The organism is Kribbella sancticallisti, from assembly GCF_039530625.1.
Lineage (GTDB): Bacteria > Actinomycetota > Actinomycetes > Propionibacteriales > Kribbellaceae > Kribbella > Kribbella sancticallisti.
On sequence record NZ_BAAAOS010000048.1, the window covers coordinates 289,818 to 307,740 of the forward strand.

Here is a 17,923-nt window from a genome sequence, read left to right on the forward strand (position 1 = left end):
ATTCGGCGGCGGGTCGGCCGGTAGCGGGTCGAGTCGGTCGGCGCTGGCTGGTGCTTCGGCGGTGGCTTTGACTGGGCTGGCGGAGGCTTACCGGCCTCGGCCGGTCACGCCGCTGATGCCGTGGCGGTTCACCGGCCGACTGGTGAAGCCGTACGTGATCACCGCGCGCGGCCGGTCCTGGGACGACCAGATGGTGGCGGTGGCGCGGACCGCCGCCACCCGCCAACTCGAGTTCGACGACGCGATGGGCGCGATCGGGCTGGCCGTGGTGGTGCTGCACCTGAATGACGCCGGGATCAACCTGGTCGTACAGAGCTGGGCGAAGGACTTCCAGTCCCGGCTGAGTATCTTCCGCGGCATCGACGTCGACGATTTGCGTCCGGCCCCGATCGGGGTAGCTCCCTGCGTCTGGGAGCAAGAGGTGCTCAGCCACGAGCGAGCGTCGTACGTCAACCACATCCTGAACGCCGAGGTCGACGTCGACACCTGGCTCGACGACTGCCTGGACACCCGCCCCGCCCCTCGCGCCAACGGCATCCCTTCCGGCACCTGACGGCCCGCGAATCCGTACCGTGGTAGGGCGAACGCTACCCGTGATGAGCCGACCGGAATCGGCAGCGGATAGTCTCGAGCCGACCGCAGCGCGCAATCGCTTGATTCAAAAAGAGATTCTCAGCACTTGAGTGCTACTCACTTTTCTCTGCGATCGGTTTAAGCTGACCCCGGTATTCGCGCGGACGAACTGGGGAGGGCCTTTGTCGTGACACACGTCGATGACCGGAAAGGGCCGACCAGGGCACGACGTGCCGGTGGCCGGTCGGGCAGTCATGCCTCCGGGCCGACGGTGCCGAGCCGGGGCGACAGCCGGGTGACCGCCCGGGCCGGTGGCGGTGTGCCGCAGATCGACCTCGTCGCCGCTCAGGCCGAGACCTTCGCGAACCACCACGACGGCTCCCACGCGAGCGGTCGGGCCGCCGGCCGGCCCCGAAAGAAACCGAACAGGTCCCACAGCGCGGTCGGAGCCGCGATCGTCGCGGGCGCCGCGATGGTCGCGACCTTTGCGTTCATCCTCACCAACGGCAACTCGTCACCGCCGACGAGCGAGGCCAACCTGCCCCCGGCGGTGGTGCCCGAGTCGTCGGCCCCGTCGGCCCCCGCGGAGCAGCCGAGCGCCAATCCGGCGCCGGCGGCCAGCACCGGCAAGGCAGACCGGCAACCGCCCAGCACCGAGCCGACCACCGTGGCCGCGCCGAACACCGGGCAGCAGTCCCCCGCCTTCAAGCGTGGCCAGTGGATCGCCGTGCTCGACACCTACCCGACGGATGCCGGACTTGAAGCCGACCAACTCGCCAAGGAACTCGCCGGCAAGCTGATCAAGGCCGGTGTCCCAGCCAGGGCCATGCTCGCCGACGGCCAGTACCCGGGGATCACCAACAGCACCCTGGAGCCGGTCACCGGCACCTGGATCGTGTACCTCGGCCCGGTCACCTCCGCCGAGATCGCACTCACCACCTGCCAGTCACCCAAGACCCAGCGGGCCTACGCCAGCCTGGCTTGTCCGACCTACGAGCCGGCTGCCGGCTGATCCGTCGCCAGCCGGGCGTGCAGGTGGGAGTCGTGCCGCCGCCCGTCCAACTCGACGTAGTACTCGCGCATGGTCCCTTCCAGCAGGAAGCCGGCCCGAGTGGCGACCCGGCACGACCCGACGTTCACCAGCGCGTGGTCGAGCGACAGCCTGTGCAGCCCCAGCCCGCCCTCGGCACGCGGCTGGAACGACCACCTCGCGGCGGCGTCCAGGGCCCGCGCCGCGATTCCCCGACCTCGCGCGACCGGACTGACCCAGTACGCGACGACCGCCTGGTCCGGAACCCGGTAGACGTCCCGCACGCTGACAGACCCGAGCAGTACGTCGGTGGTCGCCTCCGCGATCGCGAAGACCGCGTTGTTCCGCGACCAGCCGTCGATGCGTGTCTCGAGCCACTTCAGCGCGCGCTTCTCGGAGGGAGTGCGTAGTACGGCGGTGCCGGCGGTCCAGCGCAGTACATCCGGGTCGGTGAGTGCCTGAGCGACCGCTGGTTCGTCAGCGACGGTCAGCGGTCGCAGGACGAGCTCGTCGACCTCGATCCGAGCGGGGGTCAGCGCCACTTACTGCTTGTGGGGCTCGTTGACGTGCAGGAGCGGTGCCTGGTGGGCGTGGTCGCCCAACTGCTGGACGCCGGTGACCAGGCCGCCGGTCAGGTCGCCCGCGGCGAAGGAGGTCTGCATGGCCAGCGCGGCCAGACCGGCCGAGCTGTCCGACAGCTGGCGCTTGGCGTTGGCCCCGGTGACGATCTCCAGCCGGCGCCCGGCCGGGTCGACGTACACCAGCACGCTGTTGTCCGGGTCGTCCAGCTCGTTCAGCAGCTCGAGCGCGAACGGCCGCGACTCGGAGTCGGCGCCGCCGACGTAGACGGAGAAGTGCAGCCCCGAGGACGTCTCGGCGTGCCGGACGGCCCGCTCGAGGTCGTGGAGCTGCTCAGGGGTGAACGCGTCACCAGCTGGCACTTGCGCCTCCGGTCGTACGGGCGACGCCGGTGCCGGCGGTCGCGGAGTTGGGGCCGGCGGGGAGCTCGGGCAGGTTGGCCGGGTCCGGTTTGGTCGCCGTCGGTCCACCGATCCAGACCGGCGGCGCCCACCAGGACAAGCCCGGCCGGTACCGCGGGCCCTGCGCGATCGAGGGCGCGAACACGAGCAGCGCCAGCACCGCCACGACCAGCGCCGGAATGCCGACGAACACCAGCAAGGTGTGGCCGGAAAGCTGAATGATCACGTGCCGAAGCCTAGCTGGTACGCCGCCTCCGGCTGACGGAAGCCCAGGCCGAACCCGTGAGGTCCGGCCTGGGCTCCGGAGTTTCACCAGCTGTTGTTCGACATGTCCTGGCCGAGGATGACCTGGTCGAACGTGTTGCCGTCGTTATCGTCGGTGTAGGCGACGGCCACCTCCGACCACGGGGACACCGCGACCGTCATCTGCTCCTGGCGCCCGGCCGTGAGCTGGCTGAGCTGCTGGCCCGACAACCTGCCCGCATCCGAGCCGTCGGTGCCGAATCCCCGGACCCAGACATCGAGGTCCGTTGCCTGCACCGTCCAGCCGACGACGGTGTTCGCCTGGTCGTCCACTCCCACCACCGGGCCCTTACCCCCGGCAGCTACTTGCACCTCGGAGAAGCGCGGTGTTCCGACCGAGCCGAACGTGCGCGTCCAGGCGCCCGCAGTACCGGTGTGGTCGGACTCCCAGGCGACGGCGAAGTCGCCGTTGAAGTTGGCAGCCACTGTCGCGTGCGTTTGCTGACCGTCCACGTTGGCGTTCGCAGTACGGCGGGAGAGGCTGGCTGCTCCGTTGGTGCGGGCCAAGCGGATCAAGCCGACGTTGTACGAGGCGTTGGCGTCGCCGTCCTCGTCCCACACAACGACCGCGTCACCCGATGCCGAGACGGCCACATCCGGGTTGTGGTGCTGACCTGTGGTCTGGGAAGCCGTGACCTCCCAGGCACGGGTCGTCGGACCGGTATACCCCGCTGCCTTGACCGTGGCCGGAGTACCGGTCTGGATGTCCTCCCACGCCACGGTGAAGGCGACAGCGCCACCAGCGGGTGCGCCGTCCGGGTCGACGGCTACTCGCGGGTTGATCTGTTGCCCGGTCGCGCTGCTGTTGGCGCTGCCCGAAGCGGTGACCGTGCCTGCTGTGTTCACCACCCGGTACGGGACGTTGTAGTAGCCGTTGCCGTCCGGGTCGTCGGACCACACCACGACCGCGTTGCCCTTGTCGTCCAGGCCCACATCCGGGTTGAGGTGGCGCCAGGTGGTCACGCCGCTGCCGCCCCCGGCGGAGAGCTTGACCTCGTACACGGCCGCGCCGTTGCGGAACAGCCGTAGGTAGATCTCGCTGTGTGCGTTGTCCGGCGCGTTGGTGCTGTCGCGGTCGTCCTCCCACACCACGGCTACGTAGCCCGTGCGGTTGGAGGCGATCGAGGGTGCGTCCTGGTCGCCGGTGGCCACACTGTTCGCGGTCAGCCAGGTGGGTGTCGCGATGGCGGCACTCGCGCCGGCAGCGCTGAACACGAAGGACGACGCGACCACCACGACGGTTGCGAGGAGCTTCTTCATCGGTCTGTTCCCCTCATACCGTCTGGAGGCCGGGCCGGCCCTCTTCGATCACGAACGACCGGGCGGTCGTCGCGGCGGCACCGTGCTCGGACACCTTCGCCACGGCCCGGAAGTCGGCGCGCAACTGGGCCGGGCTGATCGTCGTCCGGACGTAGCCGCGGCGGTTGTTGTAGAACTTCAGCCACGGGTTGGTGCCGACGTCGGGAATGGTGGTGGCGCCGTCGCCGTCTCCACTGGAACTGACCGAACTGGTGACCAGTTCGCTGCCGATGACGGCGGAGTTGGCGTTGTTGTAGTCGGCCATCAGGTTGCTCGCCCACGCGCGGTGCACATCGCCGGTGAGGACGACGGGGTTCCGTACCGCGCGGTCGACCCAGCCCTGCTGGATCCGGGCCCGGGACGCGCGGTAGCCGTCCCACGAGTCCATGCTGGCGCCGCTGGCGTTGAAGCGCCGGGCGAAGAACACCTGCTGCCCGATGATGTCCCAGGTGCCACTGTGCTGACCGAGACCATCGAGGAGCCAGCTTTCCTGAGCATTGCCCGGCAGGCTCCGCGTCGCCAGGTCCGCATCCGAGCAGACCTTCCACCCGTCGCCGCAGGCCTGGTCGCTGCGGTACTGCCGGGTGTCGAGCATGTGGAAGGTGGCAAGGTTCCCCCAGGTCAGCCGGCGGAACAGCGGGATGCTGGCGCCGTTGCTGGCCTGCGCCGGGCGCAGCGGCATGTTCTCGTAGTACGCCTGGTAGGCCGCTGTCCTTCGCGCGGTCCACTGGGCGGCGGTCAGCGCCGGAGTACTGTCCGCTCGGATGTTGCCGGCGTGGTTGTTCTCCACCTCATGGTCGTCGGGTACGACGATCCACGGCGCGACCGCGTGCGCCGCCTGGAGATCAGGATCCGACTTGTACTGCGCATAGCGGCGCCGGTAGTCCGCCAGCGTCACGATCTCCGTGGTACCGGCGTGAGTCCGGGGCCGGCCGGTCGCGGCGCCGTACTCGTAGATGTAGTCGCCCAAGTGCAGGATGACGCCCGGGTTGTCCTCGGCGATCCGGCGGTAGACGGTGAAGTAGCCCTCCTCGTAGTGCGAGCAGGAGGTGAAGGCCATCACCAGGTTGCGCCCGGTGGTGCCGAGCGCGGGAGCGGTACGGGTCCTACCGACGGGCGAGAGGTGGCCCTGGGCACGGAATCGGTAGTAGTAGTCCGAGTCGGCGTTGAGGCCGCTCGCGATCACGTGGACCGAGTGGGCGGCCGCGTAGGTGGCAGTGACGGAGCCGGACGCGACGAGAGTGGTGAAGCGGTCGTCGGTCGACACCTGCCAGTCGACGACCACATCGGCGTTCGCCATGCCGCCATGGCCGTCGGCGTTCAGCGGCGCGTTGGCCAGCCTGGTCCACAGCACGACACTGCCGGCGTCGGGTTCACCTGAGGCGATCCCGAGTTGGAAGGGGTACGGCACCGCGGCGGTGGCGGCGATCACGGTTGAGCGGACGGGCAGCGCGGTAGCACCGGCTGCGGCGAGTCCGCCGAGGACGAGAGTCCTGCGGCTGATGGGTTGCATGGGGCATCACCTTCGGAAGTGTGAGGGGCGGGAGACGGCGGAGGATGCTCAGCAGCCGCCGCAGTTGTAATAGGTGATGTCCCAGTGGTTGCCTTCGTTGGCGTAGATGTTGCCCGCGCCGGACCGCCACTGCTGGGCGCCGTCGCCGCGGTCGGCGATCCGGGTGAAGGTGTTCCGGATGTAGTTGCTGACGCAGGTGTAGACGGAGATGTCGACCTTGTAGCCGTTGCGGTGGCTGTAGGTGCCGCTGGCATGGCCGACCTCGGTGCCACCGGTGATGTTCACCGCGCAGCCACTGGCCTGCTTGAGGGTCCGTACGCCGTACACGGTGGTGTCGTTGATGTTCGTGAACGACGTGCAGGTGGAGACGTTCCAGTCGGAGCAGTTGCCGGTGGACGACCAGGTGATGCCCGCGGCCCGGAAGATCGAGGCGGCTTGCGAGTGGGTCATCTTGGTGACGGCCGAGGCCTGATCGACCGCGATCACGCCGGGCAGCAACCCGGCGATGACGGCGACCAGGGGTACGAGGACGCGGCGTACCAGCGTTTTCATGGCGACTCCTTGAAACTCGGGGCGGAAGGTTTCAAGGAGGGCAACTCCCCGGAAAGATACTAACGAAACGTGAACACTTGACCACTCAGAGGAGCCGGCCGGGGGCAGCCGGCCCGGCTCCACGATCGGGGACGTCAGCAGGATCAGAACCGGACGTCAGAGCACTGGTAGAACGCGTTCGCGGTGTCGTTGATGGTCCAGACGGCCAGGATCATGTGCCGCCCGGTCCGGTTCGGCACCCGGCCGGTGTGCGCGATGTCGTTGGCGGGGCGGCCGCCGTTCATCGGCACGGTCAGGAACGGCGCCAGTTCGAGCGCCGAGCGGGTCAACGGGGCGCTCTGGTTCCAGCCCGCCTTGGTGATGTAGTACTTGAAATCGGTGGTGCTGTGCGGTGCGGTCAGGCGCCAGCGGAAGGTGTAGGTCGCGCCGCTGGTCAACTGCGTCGTCGGCCACGCGCCGCCGCGCTGGTCGTCCAACTGAGCGAACTGGGACAAGCCCGCGGAGCAGAGCTTGCCGTCGGCCGGCCCGCTGCCCGGGAAGCCCTTCGGCCCCTCGGTGCTCTGCGGTTCCCATTGGATCTGACCGCAGTTCTGCACGGTGCCGTTCGCGCAGTGCTTGGCGCGACTGGTCGGTGCGGTGGTGTAGCCGTGGCCATAGGCCAGCGGCACTGACGTGGAGACGGTCAGAGCCAGCGCTCCGACAGCGACTCCGGCCAGGCTGAGTTTTCGTGCTCGCAGCATGCGGACACTCCTTCTGATTCCCGGTGAAAGTGGGGGCGGCAGGGAAAGAAGGAAGGCGCCTTCGTTGACATTAGATAACAACCATTCAAATCTATTGTCAACGGTTCGTGAGGGGTTGCTTACGGAAAGCTAGGACGAGAGCGAGCCGATCAGTCGGCGCAGGCGGTTGTTGGTGGGCAGGTCCTCGATCAGCACCGGTACGCCGTCCGGTCCGCCGAGCGGCACCCGCCAGTTCGGGTACTCGTCGGTGGTGCCCGGCTGGTTCTGCGTCCGGCGCTCGCCCACCGCGTCGGTGAGGGCGACCCCGACGAGCTTGGCCGGCGTGTGCGCGACGTACCGGTGCAGGGCTTCCACGATCCGCTCGACGTCGCCGTCCGCGTTGCCCAGCAGGTGCCGCTCGCGCAGCGCGTTCAGCCACGAGTCGCGATCGGCCTCGTCCACCGCGAGTTCCTCGGCGACCGGACGGGTCAGCAGACCCAGCCGATCGCGCAGGTCGACATGGTCGCCGGCCAGGTATCCCGCGGTCGGCGGCAGGTCGTGCGTCGTCACCGTGGCCAGGCACAGCTCGCGCCACCTCTCGGGTGGCAACGGGTTGCCCTGCGCGTCCCGCTCGAACCACAGCACCGAAGTACCGAGTACTCCGCGCTCGGTGAGGTAGTCCCGCACCCACGGCTCGACCGTGCCGAGGTCCTCCCCCACCACGACCACACCCGCACGCGCCGCCTCCAGGACGAGGATCCCGATCAGGGCCTCGTGGTCGTAGCGCACGTACGTGCCCTCCGTCGGCCGCTCCGGCGACGTCACCCACCAGAGCCGGAACAGCCCGAGGATGTGGTCGATCCGCAGCCCACCGCCGTGCCGGATCACCGCGCGGACGAGATCCCGCCACGCGGCATACCCCGTCTCGGCCAAGGCGTCGGGTCGCCACGGCGGCTGCGACCAGTCCTGCCCCTGCTGGTTGAACGCGTCCGGCGGTGCGCCGACGTGGATGCCCGCCGCGAGCACCCGCTGCAGGGCCCACGCGTCAGCGCCGTCGGGATGGACGCCGACGGCCAGGTCGTGCAGCACGCCGAGCGACATGCCGGCCGCCGTGGCCCGCGCCTGGGTCCGGGCCAGTTGCTCGTCGAGCTGCCACTGCAGCCAGCAGTGGAACTCCACCGCGTCCGGGTTGTCGTTGCGGAAGGCAACAACAGCCGGGGCGGCCGGATCGCGCAGCTCGGCCGGCCACTTGCTCCACTCGGGCCCGTGCACGTCGGCGATCGCGGCCCAGGTGGCGAAGTCGACCAGCCCCTGGCCCTCGCGGTCGCAGTACGCGCCGTACTCCGCGATCCGGCCGATCGACGGGCGGACCCCGAACAGCAGTTGCAGGGCTTCGCGTTTGGCGGCCCAGACGGTGTCCCGGTCGAGCGCGGTGGCGTCCTCGCTCAGCGCGCGGGTCTGCAGCGCCAGCGTCCGGACCCGGTCGCGCTCGGCCGGCGCCAGGTCGCCGTACTCGTCGATGTCCTCGATCCGCAGGTACAGCGGGTTCGCGAACCGGCGGGAGGCCGGCAGGTACGGCGACGGCTCCATCCGCCCGGCGGTCTCGGCGGCGTGCAAGGGGTTCACCAGGACGAAGCCCGCGCCCAGGTCGGTCGCGGACCAGGCGGCGAGGTCGGCCAGGTCGTGCAGGTCCCCGATCCCCCACGACCTGCGGGAGCGTACGGAGTACAGCTGCAGGACCCAGCCCCAGGTGCGCTGCAGCTTCTGCGGCTCGAGCCGCTGCGGGGTCACGATCACCGTGCCGGTGAAGACCTCCGGGTTGCCACCGATCCGCGCGCACAGGCGGTGGTAGCCGAGCGGCAGGTCGCCCGGCAACTGGTACGTCGCCTCGCCGACCTGTACGCCGTCAACCCACTCGGGCTCGACCCAGTGCTCCTGCTGCGGGATGTCGCGGCGCTGGCCACCGTCCTCCAGGTCGACCCACACCTCGGCCGTGGAACCGTGCGGCAGATGTACTGCGAACCAGGGCGTCCATCCCTCGCGCATCACCAGCGTGGGCGGCAGTGTCCGGCGCCAACGGGCCAACTGGTACTCAGCCAGGGCGTTCGCGGCACGGTCGGGTGTGGACGCGTCGACGCCGAGCGCGGCCAGTACGGCGGAGACGACCTCGGTCGAGACCAGTACGTGTTTCCCTTGCCAGTCCCAGTACTCGGTCGCCACTCCGTGCGCGACGGCAAGCTCGACAAGGGCTGGAGTGGGAGCAGTCACGCGTGCGAGTCTGCCGTATCCCGGCCCGTACGGCCGAACGCAGCGCGCCGCGAGGCTCGCGGAAGTCACCGCCCGCAGGCGCCCGGGCACTGGCCGTTCCGTTGCGTCAAGTCCTGGCATAGGGGGCTGCCGGACCGCGCCCGGATGCCCTTACTCTTCGGTGAACGCATCGCGCATGGGGGAAACTTGCGCCGCCACGAGGGGGATATCCATGCACGAACCGCTGCCGCGCGGAATCAGTCGCCGTACGACGCTGGGCTGGCTGGGCGCGCTCGCCATCGGTTCTGTCGCCACGGGGTGCCGGGGTAGTGCTGCCGACAGTGGTCCGCAGCTAGGCGACTACACCCTCTCCGACTGGGTCGCTGACCGCGGCGACAGCTACCTGGTCGGCCACCGCGGCGCGGGCGACGTGTTCCCCGAGCACTCGATGGAGTCCTACCAGGCAGCAGTGGACTGGGGTGCCCAGGCGATGGAGATCAGCGTCGGCATCACCTCCGACGACGTGCTGGTCTGCATGCACGACCTCACCCTCGAGCGGACCACCAACCTGACCGGCGACCTGCGCACCGTCAGCTACGCCCAACTGAAGGAGGCCTGGCTCGAGGTACCGCGGCTCGGCCCGCGCTGGGAGATCGACAAGACCAGGGTGCCGCTGTTCGAGGACGTACTGCGCAAGTTCGGCGGCCGGGTGATCCTGGCCGTCGAGGCCAAGGACGACCAGGCGCACGCACCGATGATGGCGATGATCGCCAAGTACCGGCTGGAGCGGTCGGTACTGGTGAAGACCTATTACAAGAGCCGGCGCATCGCTGAGGCGAAGGCGCACGGACTCGGCGTCTTCGCGTACTTCACCACACCCGACGAGATGACCATCGAGTCGATCCAGGCACTGGCCGCCCAGTTGTCGCCGCGCACGGACGCCATCGTGGTCCCGAACTCCGGACCTGGCGGCTACCTGGCGGCATCGCTCGCCGAGACCGCCGTGTCGACCGGCATCCCGATCTGGCCCTATCCGCTGCACCGCCGGGCCGACGTCAAGCACTACCAGGCCCTCGGGATGCCCGGCGCGGTCACCTCGAACATCGGCTACCTGCTCGGCAGGACAGAGCCCGCAGTGACCGATCAATGGTCAAGCGGCGCCCTCGTGTCCGGCGAACTCACCCGGGATCCCTACAACGACCGGTTCGCGGTCAGTTGGGCCCGGGGCGGCGTGATCGTGCTGCCCGCCCGGAAGACGCAGCACTTCCTGACCCTCGGCAACCTCGGCGAGATCACCTCACCGGTCTACTCGGTCGAGTTCGAGGCCTCGTACTCGATCCTGCCCGCCGACCCGACCGCGAACCTCACGCTCGCCTTCGGCCACGCCGACGACTCGTACTACGAACACCGACTGGCCGCCTCCAACGGCTACCACGCGATCCTGCAGGCCAACGGCGAACTCGGGCTCTACGCGCACAAGGTCGGCGAGCCGGCCGGGACCAAGTTGGCCACCAAGAAGACGGCATCACCGTTCCGGGGCGAGTGGCTGAAGTTCCGCCTGGACGTGACACCGACCCGGCTCACCTTCAGCCGGCTGGACCTCAACCAGCCCGCCTTGGTCACGGCGCTGGACAAGTCGTACCGCGGCGGCTACCTGCACCTCGGCCGGGCATCCACCGACGGCAGCCTGGCACTGCGCGGTCTGAAGGTCACTCGCACGCCTTGACGGCGTCCTCGGCGCAGCCCCAGCCCAAGGTAATCCCGCTGCCACCGTGCCCGTAGTTGTGCACCACAGGGACTCCGGGGATCAGTTGCTCGTCGCGCTCCAGCCTCACCTCGGGCCTGCCCGGGCGGAGCCCGACCAGGGCCTGCAGCACCTCGGCCTCGGCCAGAGCCGGAACCAGGTCGCTGCAGCGGCTGACGATCGACCTGGTCGTCTCGTCGTCGACAGTGGTGTCCCACACCCCGGCATCCAGCGTGCCGCCGAGGATGCAGTCCTCCGAACGCGGGTGGATGTAGGCCCGACCGGCAGGATGGGTCTCGTCCCGCACAGACAAGGTCAGGCCGGGGTTGACCACTCTGACGATCTGCCCGCGGATCGGGTACGCGCTGTCGTCGCCGACGAGTTGCCCTGCGGCAAGACCCGCACAGTTGACGATCACGTCGGGCTTGAGATCCAGGAGTTCGTCGAGCGACCCGATCCGCCGTACGACCTGTTGGCCGCCGCCATCGACGTACTGGCGGTGCAGCCATGGCAAGTAGGTCGGCATCTCGACCAGGGGAACCACGAAGCGCAGCCCATGCGAGTAGCCGCCTGGTAGCTCGTCTGCTCGCGCAGGGCGGAGGTCTCCGACCGCGTCGGCCCACGGCTGCGGACCCGGCTCCTGGCGGTAGACCACAAGGGACTCACGCATGACGACACCAGGCACGCCGCGTGCCGCCTCAGCCGCCAGTACGCCGTACGTGGTGCTGCCCCAGCGCGCGACCTTGTCCGCAGGGCCCGCAGAGGTGGGGAACCACACTGCGGCCGCAAGGTGGGAGGTGGTCGCCTCGGTGGCGTGGGCGCTGACCAGGATCACTTCGTCGCCGCGCTCCCGAAGCAGGGTGGCAGTGGACAGGCCGCTGATGCCGGCGCCGAGTACGACAACTCTCATCCCGGCAGTCTCCGCTGCCGACGGCTCAAGACCAGTACTGCGACCAGCAGCGCGGCACTAGCGATCACCAGGCCGATAGCCACTCCGGCGACGTTGTCGGTCAACTGGAAGAGCGCTGTCGGCCAGATGACCAGCAAGATGGAGCACCCGACCACGGCGTACGCGGAAGCGTGGCGGCGGCCGTACGCGAACAGCAGCGCGGCTGGTCCCGCCGTACCGACGGCCAGTGCCATCACCTCGCCGCGCTCCTGGATGAGCCAGCAGATCGACGAACTGAACATGGCGGCGCCCGCGAGCGACCAAGCGGTCACCTGGTCGCGGACCAGACCGAGCATGGCCATCACGAACGCCACCAGGATGAACCCCGTGCCGGCGATCCCGGCGGAGTTCGACGCCTCGGGGTCCGGTGTGAGCACGTCCGCGGTGATCACCAGCACACCGACGGCCAGGATCGCGAATGTTGCCACCAGCAACGAAGATCCGGCCAGCCACCAGATCCCGAGCACCGCGAGCGCCAGGGCCACGGCGACCCCGACCACCCGTCCGGTCTCGCCTTCGATGGCGACGTAGGCGGCGAAGCCCGCGACGCAACAGCCGAGCGAGGCGAGCGCCGAACTGAGCCGCTCATTGCGGCGGAGCAGGGCCAAGACGACAGCGGTGCCGAGCAGGACGACGGCGGCGCTGGTCCCGGTGGTGATCCGGGCGCCGCGGCCCATCTCACCCCAATTGGCCACCGTGAGAAGGGCCACAGCGCCGAGCAGCAGAACGCCGCCGATGTAGCCGAGGACTTCGGTCAACGCAGACGGCGGTCGGCTCGGCTCCAGCGGCGCCAGCGGCGCCAGCGGCGTACGAGGGGTCCGAGGCTCGCGCGCGCGGGCTTCGACAGCACGTGAGGAGCCGGCGGCAGGGGGTGAGGAAACAGCGGTCGCTGAGTCTGCCTGGGAGTCCGCATCGGCGTCGGCGGCCTGACGCAGGGCATCGGCCTGGTACTGACGCAGGACCCCCGCGCTCACCAACCTGGTCAGCTCGTCATCCAGCCGGCTCGGCATGACCGTGCGTTCCTCCTCGGGTCCTGTGTCAACTCGGGTCCCCGAACTGCTCGGGTCGGGGTTGCAACGATCCTGGCGGCGATCACTACAGTAGGGCGGCGAGATGCCTATTCTGCTCAGTTACCCCGTGTCCCTGCTCAGTCACCCCCTGTTTTCCGTCCCCGGCGCCTTCCCGACGTTCTTCCGCCGGGGCAACGACGGCCAGCTCGAAGTGACCGATCAGATCATCATGGTCCCGGCCCGCATCCTCGGCCTGATCGTCGGCTTCATCGTGATCCGCTGGCTGCTGCACAAGGCGATCCGGCGGTTCGCCAGGAAGACCGGGAACGGCGCCGTCGCCGGTGTGCTGGCCAAGTCCAGGCGCGGCCAGGAGTTCGTCGAGCAGACCCTGATGAGCGAGCGCCGGACCCAGCGCGCGGAGACGATCGCGTCGCTGCTGTGCAGCACCGTGACGATCATCCTGACCGCGGTGCTGGTGGTGATGGTGCTGGCCGAGCTCGGCTTCAACATCCTGCCGGTGGTCGCGTCCGCGAGCATCATCGGCGTCGCGCTCGGCTTCGGCGCGCAGACGCTGGTGAAGGACTTCCTGGCCGGCATCTTCATGATCTTCGAGGACCAGTACGGCGTCGGCGACCTGGTCGACATGGAGAAGGCCACCGGCGTCGTCGAGGCCGTCGGCCTGCGCGTCACCCGGCTGCGCGGCGAGGACGGCACCACCTGGTACGTCCGCAACGGCGAGGTCCTCCGCGTCGGCAACCTCACCTCCCGCGACCCCAATGCCCCCGCCACCTCCTCCACCGGCGTAGGCAGCGCAGCAGAAGCCGCCGACCACCCACCCCACCTAGAACAGCCGGCTGAGCCCCGCCCAGCCGAGACCACCAGCACCACCCCTGCTCCCCCCAGCGCAGGCCCCCGAGGCCACACACCGGACGCCTGAGAACCCAGAAACGACAACGACGCCGGTCACCCGAGGGTGGCCGGCGTCGCGTAGTACTGGGTGGGTCAGGCGGTGAAGGTGACGTCGAGGGTGATCTCGGTGCCGGTGAGGGCCTGGGAGACCGGGCAGTTCTTCTTCGCGTCCTCGGCGTACTGGGCGAACTCGTCCGCGGTCAGGCCGGGGACCTTGCCGTTCACCGAGAGCCTGCTGCCGGTGATGCCCTTGCCCGGCACGAAGCTCACCGCGGCGGTGGTGTCGAGCGACTCCGGCGCGTGGTCGGCCTTGGCCAGGATGTTCGACAGCGCCATGTTGAAGCAGCTCGAGTGCGCTGCCGCGATCAGCTCCTCGGGGCTGGTCTTGCCGTTGGCGGTGTCCTCGGTACGAGCGGCCCACGTCACGTCGAAGGTGCCGAGGCCCGACGACTCGAGGTTGACCTGACCGGCCCCCTCCAGCAGCGAACCTTCCCAGTGGGCCTTGGCGGTGCGAGTAGCAGCCATGCTCTTTGTCTCTCCTCGAAGATCAGTTGCCGGACACGTCGATCGCGCCGGGGTACTGCGGTTCGTCGGTGTTCACCATGCTGTGCGCGGCCATCACCAGGTAGGTCCAGATCTCCTGGTCCCGGTCCGGCTCCAGCCCGATCTCGTCCAGTGCGGCCCGCATGTGGCCCAGCCAGCGGTCCCGTGCGCTCGGGGTGACGGCGAACGGGTTGTGCCGCATCCGCAGCCGGGGATGACCGCGCTGCTCGGAATAGGTGCGCGGCCCACCCCAGTACTGCTCGAGGAACATCCGGAAGCGCACCTCGGCCGGGCCGAGGTCCTCCTCCGGGTACATCGCGCGCAGCTCCGGGTCGGCGGCGACACCGCGGTAGAACGCGGCCACCAATCGGTGGAAGGTGTCGGCTCCCCCGACGGCGTCGTAGAAACTCTGTGGCTCGCTCATCGCTCCCAGTGTCTCAACTCGCCGAAACGTGCCGACCGAGGGCTGCCCGCTCGGCGTCGCTCAGCGGCCGTTTGGCCTGCGTCCCGGCGTCCACGGCGACGATCACCGACACCGCTTTGGCGTACACGATCTCGGTCTCGCCGCCCCGATCGACGATCCGCGAGCCCAGCGTGTACGACGTACTGCCGACCGCCTCGACCCAGACGTCGACGTCGTACGGCGGGTGCCGGAGCAGGATCGGCCGCAGGTAGTCCACGGTCTGGCTGGCCAGCACGCAGGGGTACTTGCTGAAGTAGTCCTCCGCGTCGGCCCCGACCACCGACGCCAGGAACAGGATCCGGGCCTCCTGCAGGTAGTCGAAGTAGCGGACGTTGTTCACATGGTCATAGGAGTCGATGTCGGACCAGCGCACCAAGACCGGGTGGGTGAACCTCACGCGCCCTCCAACTTCGACAGGGCCGCACGCTCGACCGGGGTGATTCGGCGCAATCGGTTGGCGGCGAAGTCGAACGGGACCAGCCGGGTCCGCGCCTCGACGTACGTCCGGCGCGGTTCGACGTCGAGGATCTCGTAGTCGACCATGAACGAGGCGGCTCTGATCTCGCTGATCCACAGCTCGATCCGGACCGGCTCCGGCCGGAACACCAGCGGAGCGCGGTAGTGCACCTCGTGCCGGGCCACCAGCAGCCCGGTCTCCAGGTCGTCGGCACCCAGCTCCTTGGCCGTCCGGAAGAGGAAGTCCACCCGGGCGTCCTGCAGGTAGTCGACGTACCGGCCGTTGTTGACGTGGCCGAGCGCGTCCATGTCGCCCCAGCGCAGCGGACAGTGATAGACGTGTCGATTGTGAGCCTTGCCGTGATCATCGCTGTGATCATCCACACGGCGATCATCCCATCCGGGCCACAGCGGGGCCGACCTGGCGTCGGTAGGGTGCTTCCGGACCGTGTCATCAGGTGAGAACCGGGTTGAGTGAAGGAGTTCGGCGGATGAGCGAGCAGCAGCGGGTAGCGATCGTGACCGGGGCAGCCCGGGGAATCGGTGCGGCCGTGGCGCAGCGCCTGGCCGCCGACGGCAACGCGGTCGCGGTGCTGGACCTGGACGAGGCGGCCTGTGCCGGCACCGTCGAGGCGATCACCGCGGCCGGCGGCAAGGCCGTCGCGATCGGCTGCGACGTGAGCAAGTCCGACCAGGTGACCGCAGCGGTCGCGCGGGTCGCGGCCGAGCTCGGCGCGCCGACGATCCTGGTGAACAACGCCGGCGTACTGCGCGACAACCTGCTCTTCAAGATGTCCGAGGACGACTGGGACACGGTGATGTCGGTGCACCTGCGCGGCAGCTTCCTGATGTCCAAGGCGTGCCAGGCGCACATGGTCGAGGCCGGCTACGGGCGGATGGTGTTCCTGTCCTCCACCTCGGCGCTGGGCAACCGCGGCCAGGCCAACTACGCCTCCGCGAAGGCCGGCCTGCAGGGCCTGGCCAAGACGCTGGCGATCGAGCTGGGCAAGTTCGGCATCACCGCGAACGCGATCGCGCCGGGCTTTATCGAGACCGACATGACGGCGGCCACCGCGGCCCGGGTCGGCGTCGACTTCGAGGAGTTCAAGAAGGCGACCGCCGCGACCATCCCGGTGAACCGGACCGGCAAGCCCGAGGACATCGCCGCCGCCGCGTCGTTCTTCTGCGGCGAGGAGGCCGGCTTCGTCTCCGGCCAGGTCCTGTACGTCGCCGGCGGACCCCGAAACTGACACGGCAACCGAGGCTGGAGACCGACAGATGACGCAAACCTTCACCGGGGTCGACGAGGTCGTCCACGCGGTCGGCACCCAACTCGGCGAGACCGCGTGGCTGGAGATCACCCAGGAGCAGGTGAACCAGTTCGCCGAGGCGACCGGTGACCACCAGTGGATCCACGTCGACGTTGCCCGCGCCGCGAAGGGCCCGTACGGCGGCACCATCGCCCACGGCTACCTGACGCTGTCGTTGATCGCCCGCTTCGGCGAGGAACTCTTCTCGGTCGAGGGCGTCACCGCGAAGCTCAACTACGGCGTCAACAAGGTCCGCTTCCCCGCCCCGGTTCCGGTCGGCTCCCGCGTCCGTGCCAGCGCCTCGATCGCCGGCGCCCAGGAAACCCCGGCCGGCGTCCAGGTCTCTCTCCAGTGGGTCATCGAACTGGAGCACTCCACCAAGCCCGCCTGCGTCGCCGAAACCGTTGTTCTGCTGGTTCGTTAGAGCGGACAGATGAGTACTGAGTGGGTTGCCGTTCGCTGGTAACCCAGCCAGTTGTTGACGGCGAGCATTGGTTCGTTGCCGTCGTAGTTCGCGGTGAAGGCGCCGACGACACCAGCGTCGGCGGCGCGGTGCAGCGCCGCGCACTTGACCAGCTTGGCGAGCCCGCGGCCCTGGTACTCCGGCATCGTCGCGGTCATCTGCGACCAGATCTTGTGGTGGTCCCCGTTGCCGAGCGTGAAGCCGATCACCCGCTCACCGTCGAGCGCCGCAACGCTCAGATCCAGCACCATCCCCGGCGCGTTCCAGACGCCCGCCAGCCAGTCGTCGTACGGCCGGCTGGTGATCTTCGCATCTCCGGGCTTGGTGCGCTGAGCAACCTCGTCGGCCTGGTGGACAGCCCGCGGATCCACCTCGTTCAGCGGCACCAGCCGCACCCCGGCCGGCACCTTCGGCAACGCCGGCGCCCGCCGCGGCTCGATCCCCGCGTAGTGCACCTGCCGGGTCTGCGCATAGCCCCAGCGCGCAGCCCACGGCGCCGACGCCGGATCCGCGAACACCCGCACACTCTCGGCCCCGGCCTCCTTCAGATGAGCATGCGTCGCGTCCAGCAGGCCTGTCCCGGCTCCCCGCCCACGATGGTCCGGATGCACGAGCACCCGCAGTACGGCGCTGACCGGGTCGGAGCCGGCGATCAGCGCGGCCGAGCTCCAGCCGACCAGCTCGCCGTCCTCGACGGCGGTGAGGCAGACCCGGGCCCGCGAATCCCCCGCCTGGCTGATGGCGGCCCGCAGGCCGCGCGCCGAGGTGACCAGATAGGGCTCGATGAGCTCGTAGAGCGCCGCGGCTGGCTCCGCGTCCTCCAGTACCGCCGGCCTGATCTCCATCCGGACTCCTTCGAC

At 69.2% G+C, this 17,923-nt stretch carries 21 protein-coding genes; 6 read left to right on the forward strand and 15 right to left on the reverse strand.

Annotation, left to right across the window (positions count from 1 at the left end; all coding sequences use genetic code 11):
- On the forward strand, positions 1 to 553 hold a 553-nt coding region (locus ABD255_RS30715; protein ID WP_344220184.1), incomplete at its 5' end, for a hypothetical protein.
- Between the two features lie 207 nt (positions 554 to 760).
- A complete protein-coding gene (locus ABD255_RS30720) occupies positions 761 to 1,585 on the forward strand; it encodes a hypothetical protein (protein WP_344220187.1) in 825 nt (274 codons plus the stop codon).
- Here ABD255_RS30720 and ABD255_RS30725 read toward each other — a convergent pair.
- From ABD255_RS30725 to malQ, 8 genes are all read right to left on the reverse strand, one after another.
- Positions 1,564 to 2,145 carry a GNAT family N-acetyltransferase gene (locus ABD255_RS30725; RefSeq protein WP_344220189.1) on the reverse strand — a complete coding sequence of 194 codons (582 nt, stop codon included), beginning with the start codon at positions 2,143 to 2,145 and terminating at the stop codon, positions 1,564 to 1,566. The two genes, ABD255_RS30720 and ABD255_RS30725, sit on opposite strands and share 22 nt — an antisense overlap.
- Entirely contained in the window at positions 2,146 to 2,544 is a 399-nt protein-coding gene (locus ABD255_RS30730; RefSeq protein WP_344220193.1) for a DUF5130 family protein, read from the reverse strand.
- A complete protein-coding gene (gene ctaJ / locus ABD255_RS30735; RefSeq protein ID WP_344220195.1) occupies positions 2,531 to 2,809 on the reverse strand; it encodes an aa3-type cytochrome oxidase subunit CtaJ in 279 nt (92 codons plus the stop codon). Before ctaJ ends, ABD255_RS30730 begins: the two co-directional genes overlap by 14 nt.
- A gap of 83 nt (positions 2,810 to 2,892) precedes the next feature.
- On the reverse strand, positions 2,893 to 4,146 hold the full coding sequence (locus tag ABD255_RS30740; RefSeq protein WP_344220197.1) for a hypothetical protein: 1,254 nt from the start codon (positions 4,144 to 4,146) through the stop codon (positions 2,893 to 2,895).
- Positions 4,147 to 4,159: 13 nt separating this feature from the next.
- The gene (locus ABD255_RS30745; protein ID WP_344220199.1) at positions 4,160 to 5,698 is read right to left on the reverse strand and encodes an alkaline phosphatase D family protein; all 1,539 of its coding nucleotides are present in this window, start codon (positions 5,696 to 5,698) and stop codon (positions 4,160 to 4,162) included.
- A gap of 48 nt (positions 5,699 to 5,746) precedes the next feature.
- On the reverse strand, positions 5,747 to 6,250 hold the full coding sequence (locus tag ABD255_RS30750) for a hypothetical protein (protein ID WP_344220201.1): 504 nt from the start codon (positions 6,248 to 6,250) through the stop codon (positions 5,747 to 5,749).
- 143 nt (positions 6,251 to 6,393) lie between these two features.
- Positions 6,394 to 6,990 (reverse strand): lytic polysaccharide monooxygenase auxiliary activity family 9 protein, encoded by a 597-nt coding sequence (locus ABD255_RS30755; RefSeq protein ID WP_344220202.1) that lies wholly within the window; start codon positions 6,988 to 6,990, stop codon positions 6,394 to 6,396.
- Between the two features lie 129 nt (positions 6,991 to 7,119).
- Positions 7,120 to 9,237, reverse strand: a complete 2,118-nt coding sequence (gene malQ, locus ABD255_RS30760) for a 4-alpha-glucanotransferase (protein WP_344220204.1) — start codon at positions 9,235 to 9,237, stop codon at positions 7,120 to 7,122.
- 211 nt (positions 9,238 to 9,448) lie between these two features.
- Here malQ and ABD255_RS30765 point away from each other — a divergent pair, with 211 nt between their 5' ends.
- Entirely contained in the window at positions 9,449 to 10,942 is a 1,494-nt protein-coding gene (locus ABD255_RS30765; RefSeq protein ID WP_344220206.1) for a glycerophosphodiester phosphodiesterase, read from the forward strand.
- Here ABD255_RS30765 and ABD255_RS30770 read toward each other — a convergent pair.
- Entirely contained in the window at positions 10,926 to 11,870 is a 945-nt protein-coding gene (locus tag ABD255_RS30770; RefSeq protein ID WP_344220208.1) for an FAD-dependent oxidoreductase, read from the reverse strand. The genes ABD255_RS30765 and ABD255_RS30770 overlap by 17 nt on opposite strands.
- Positions 11,867 to 12,919, reverse strand: coding sequence for a hypothetical protein (locus ABD255_RS30775; RefSeq protein WP_344220210.1), 1,053 nt, complete (start codon positions 12,917 to 12,919; stop codon positions 11,867 to 11,869). The genes ABD255_RS30770 and ABD255_RS30775 overlap by 4 nt, the downstream gene beginning before the upstream one ends.
- Before the next feature lie 103 nt (positions 12,920 to 13,022).
- Here ABD255_RS30775 and ABD255_RS30780 point away from each other — a divergent pair, with 103 nt between their 5' ends.
- Complete coding sequence (locus tag ABD255_RS30780; RefSeq protein WP_344220212.1) at positions 13,023 to 13,856, forward strand: mechanosensitive ion channel family protein; 834 nt, start codon at positions 13,023 to 13,025, stop codon at positions 13,854 to 13,856.
- Between the two features lie 65 nt (positions 13,857 to 13,921).
- Here the strand turns inward: ABD255_RS30780 and ABD255_RS30785 are convergent, their stop codons facing one another.
- Genes ABD255_RS30785 through ABD255_RS30800 form a run of 4 tightly spaced genes read right to left on the reverse strand, consistent with a single transcriptional unit; the run spans position 13,922 to position 15,674 of the window.
- Complete coding sequence (locus tag ABD255_RS30785; RefSeq protein WP_344220214.1) at positions 13,922 to 14,353, reverse strand: OsmC family peroxiredoxin; 432 nt, start codon at positions 14,351 to 14,353, stop codon at positions 13,922 to 13,924.
- 22 nt (positions 14,354 to 14,375) lie between these two features.
- Positions 14,376 to 14,795 (reverse strand): globin, encoded by a 420-nt coding sequence (locus ABD255_RS30790; protein WP_344220216.1) that lies wholly within the window; start codon positions 14,793 to 14,795, stop codon positions 14,376 to 14,378.
- Between the two features lie 13 nt (positions 14,796 to 14,808).
- A complete protein-coding gene (locus ABD255_RS30795) occupies positions 14,809 to 15,231 on the reverse strand; it encodes an acyl-CoA thioesterase (protein ID WP_344220218.1) in 423 nt (140 codons plus the stop codon).
- Positions 15,228 to 15,674 carry an acyl-CoA thioesterase gene (locus ABD255_RS30800; protein ID WP_344220220.1) on the reverse strand — a complete coding sequence of 149 codons (447 nt, stop codon included), beginning with the start codon at positions 15,672 to 15,674 and terminating at the stop codon, positions 15,228 to 15,230. Before ABD255_RS30800 ends, ABD255_RS30795 begins: the two co-directional genes overlap by 4 nt.
- 107 nt (positions 15,675 to 15,781) lie before the next feature.
- Between ABD255_RS30800 and ABD255_RS30805 the strand changes: the two genes are divergently transcribed.
- Both ABD255_RS30805 and ABD255_RS30810 read left to right on the forward strand, forming a co-directional pair.
- Positions 15,782 to 16,540: an SDR family oxidoreductase gene (locus ABD255_RS30805; protein WP_344220222.1), complete on the forward strand. Its 759-nt coding sequence runs from the start codon at positions 15,782 to 15,784 to the stop codon at positions 16,538 to 16,540.
- 28 nt (positions 16,541 to 16,568) lie between these two features.
- Entirely contained in the window at positions 16,569 to 17,024 is a 456-nt protein-coding gene (locus ABD255_RS30810; protein WP_344220224.1) for a MaoC family dehydratase, read from the forward strand.
- On the opposite strand, the gene ABD255_RS30815 is transcribed toward ABD255_RS30810, so the two are convergent.
- Positions 17,021 to 17,908 (reverse strand): GNAT family N-acetyltransferase, encoded by an 888-nt coding sequence (locus ABD255_RS30815; RefSeq protein WP_344220226.1) that lies wholly within the window; start codon positions 17,906 to 17,908, stop codon positions 17,021 to 17,023. The genes ABD255_RS30810 and ABD255_RS30815 overlap by 4 nt on opposite strands.
- Positions 17,909 to 17,923 lie beyond the last annotated feature (15 nt).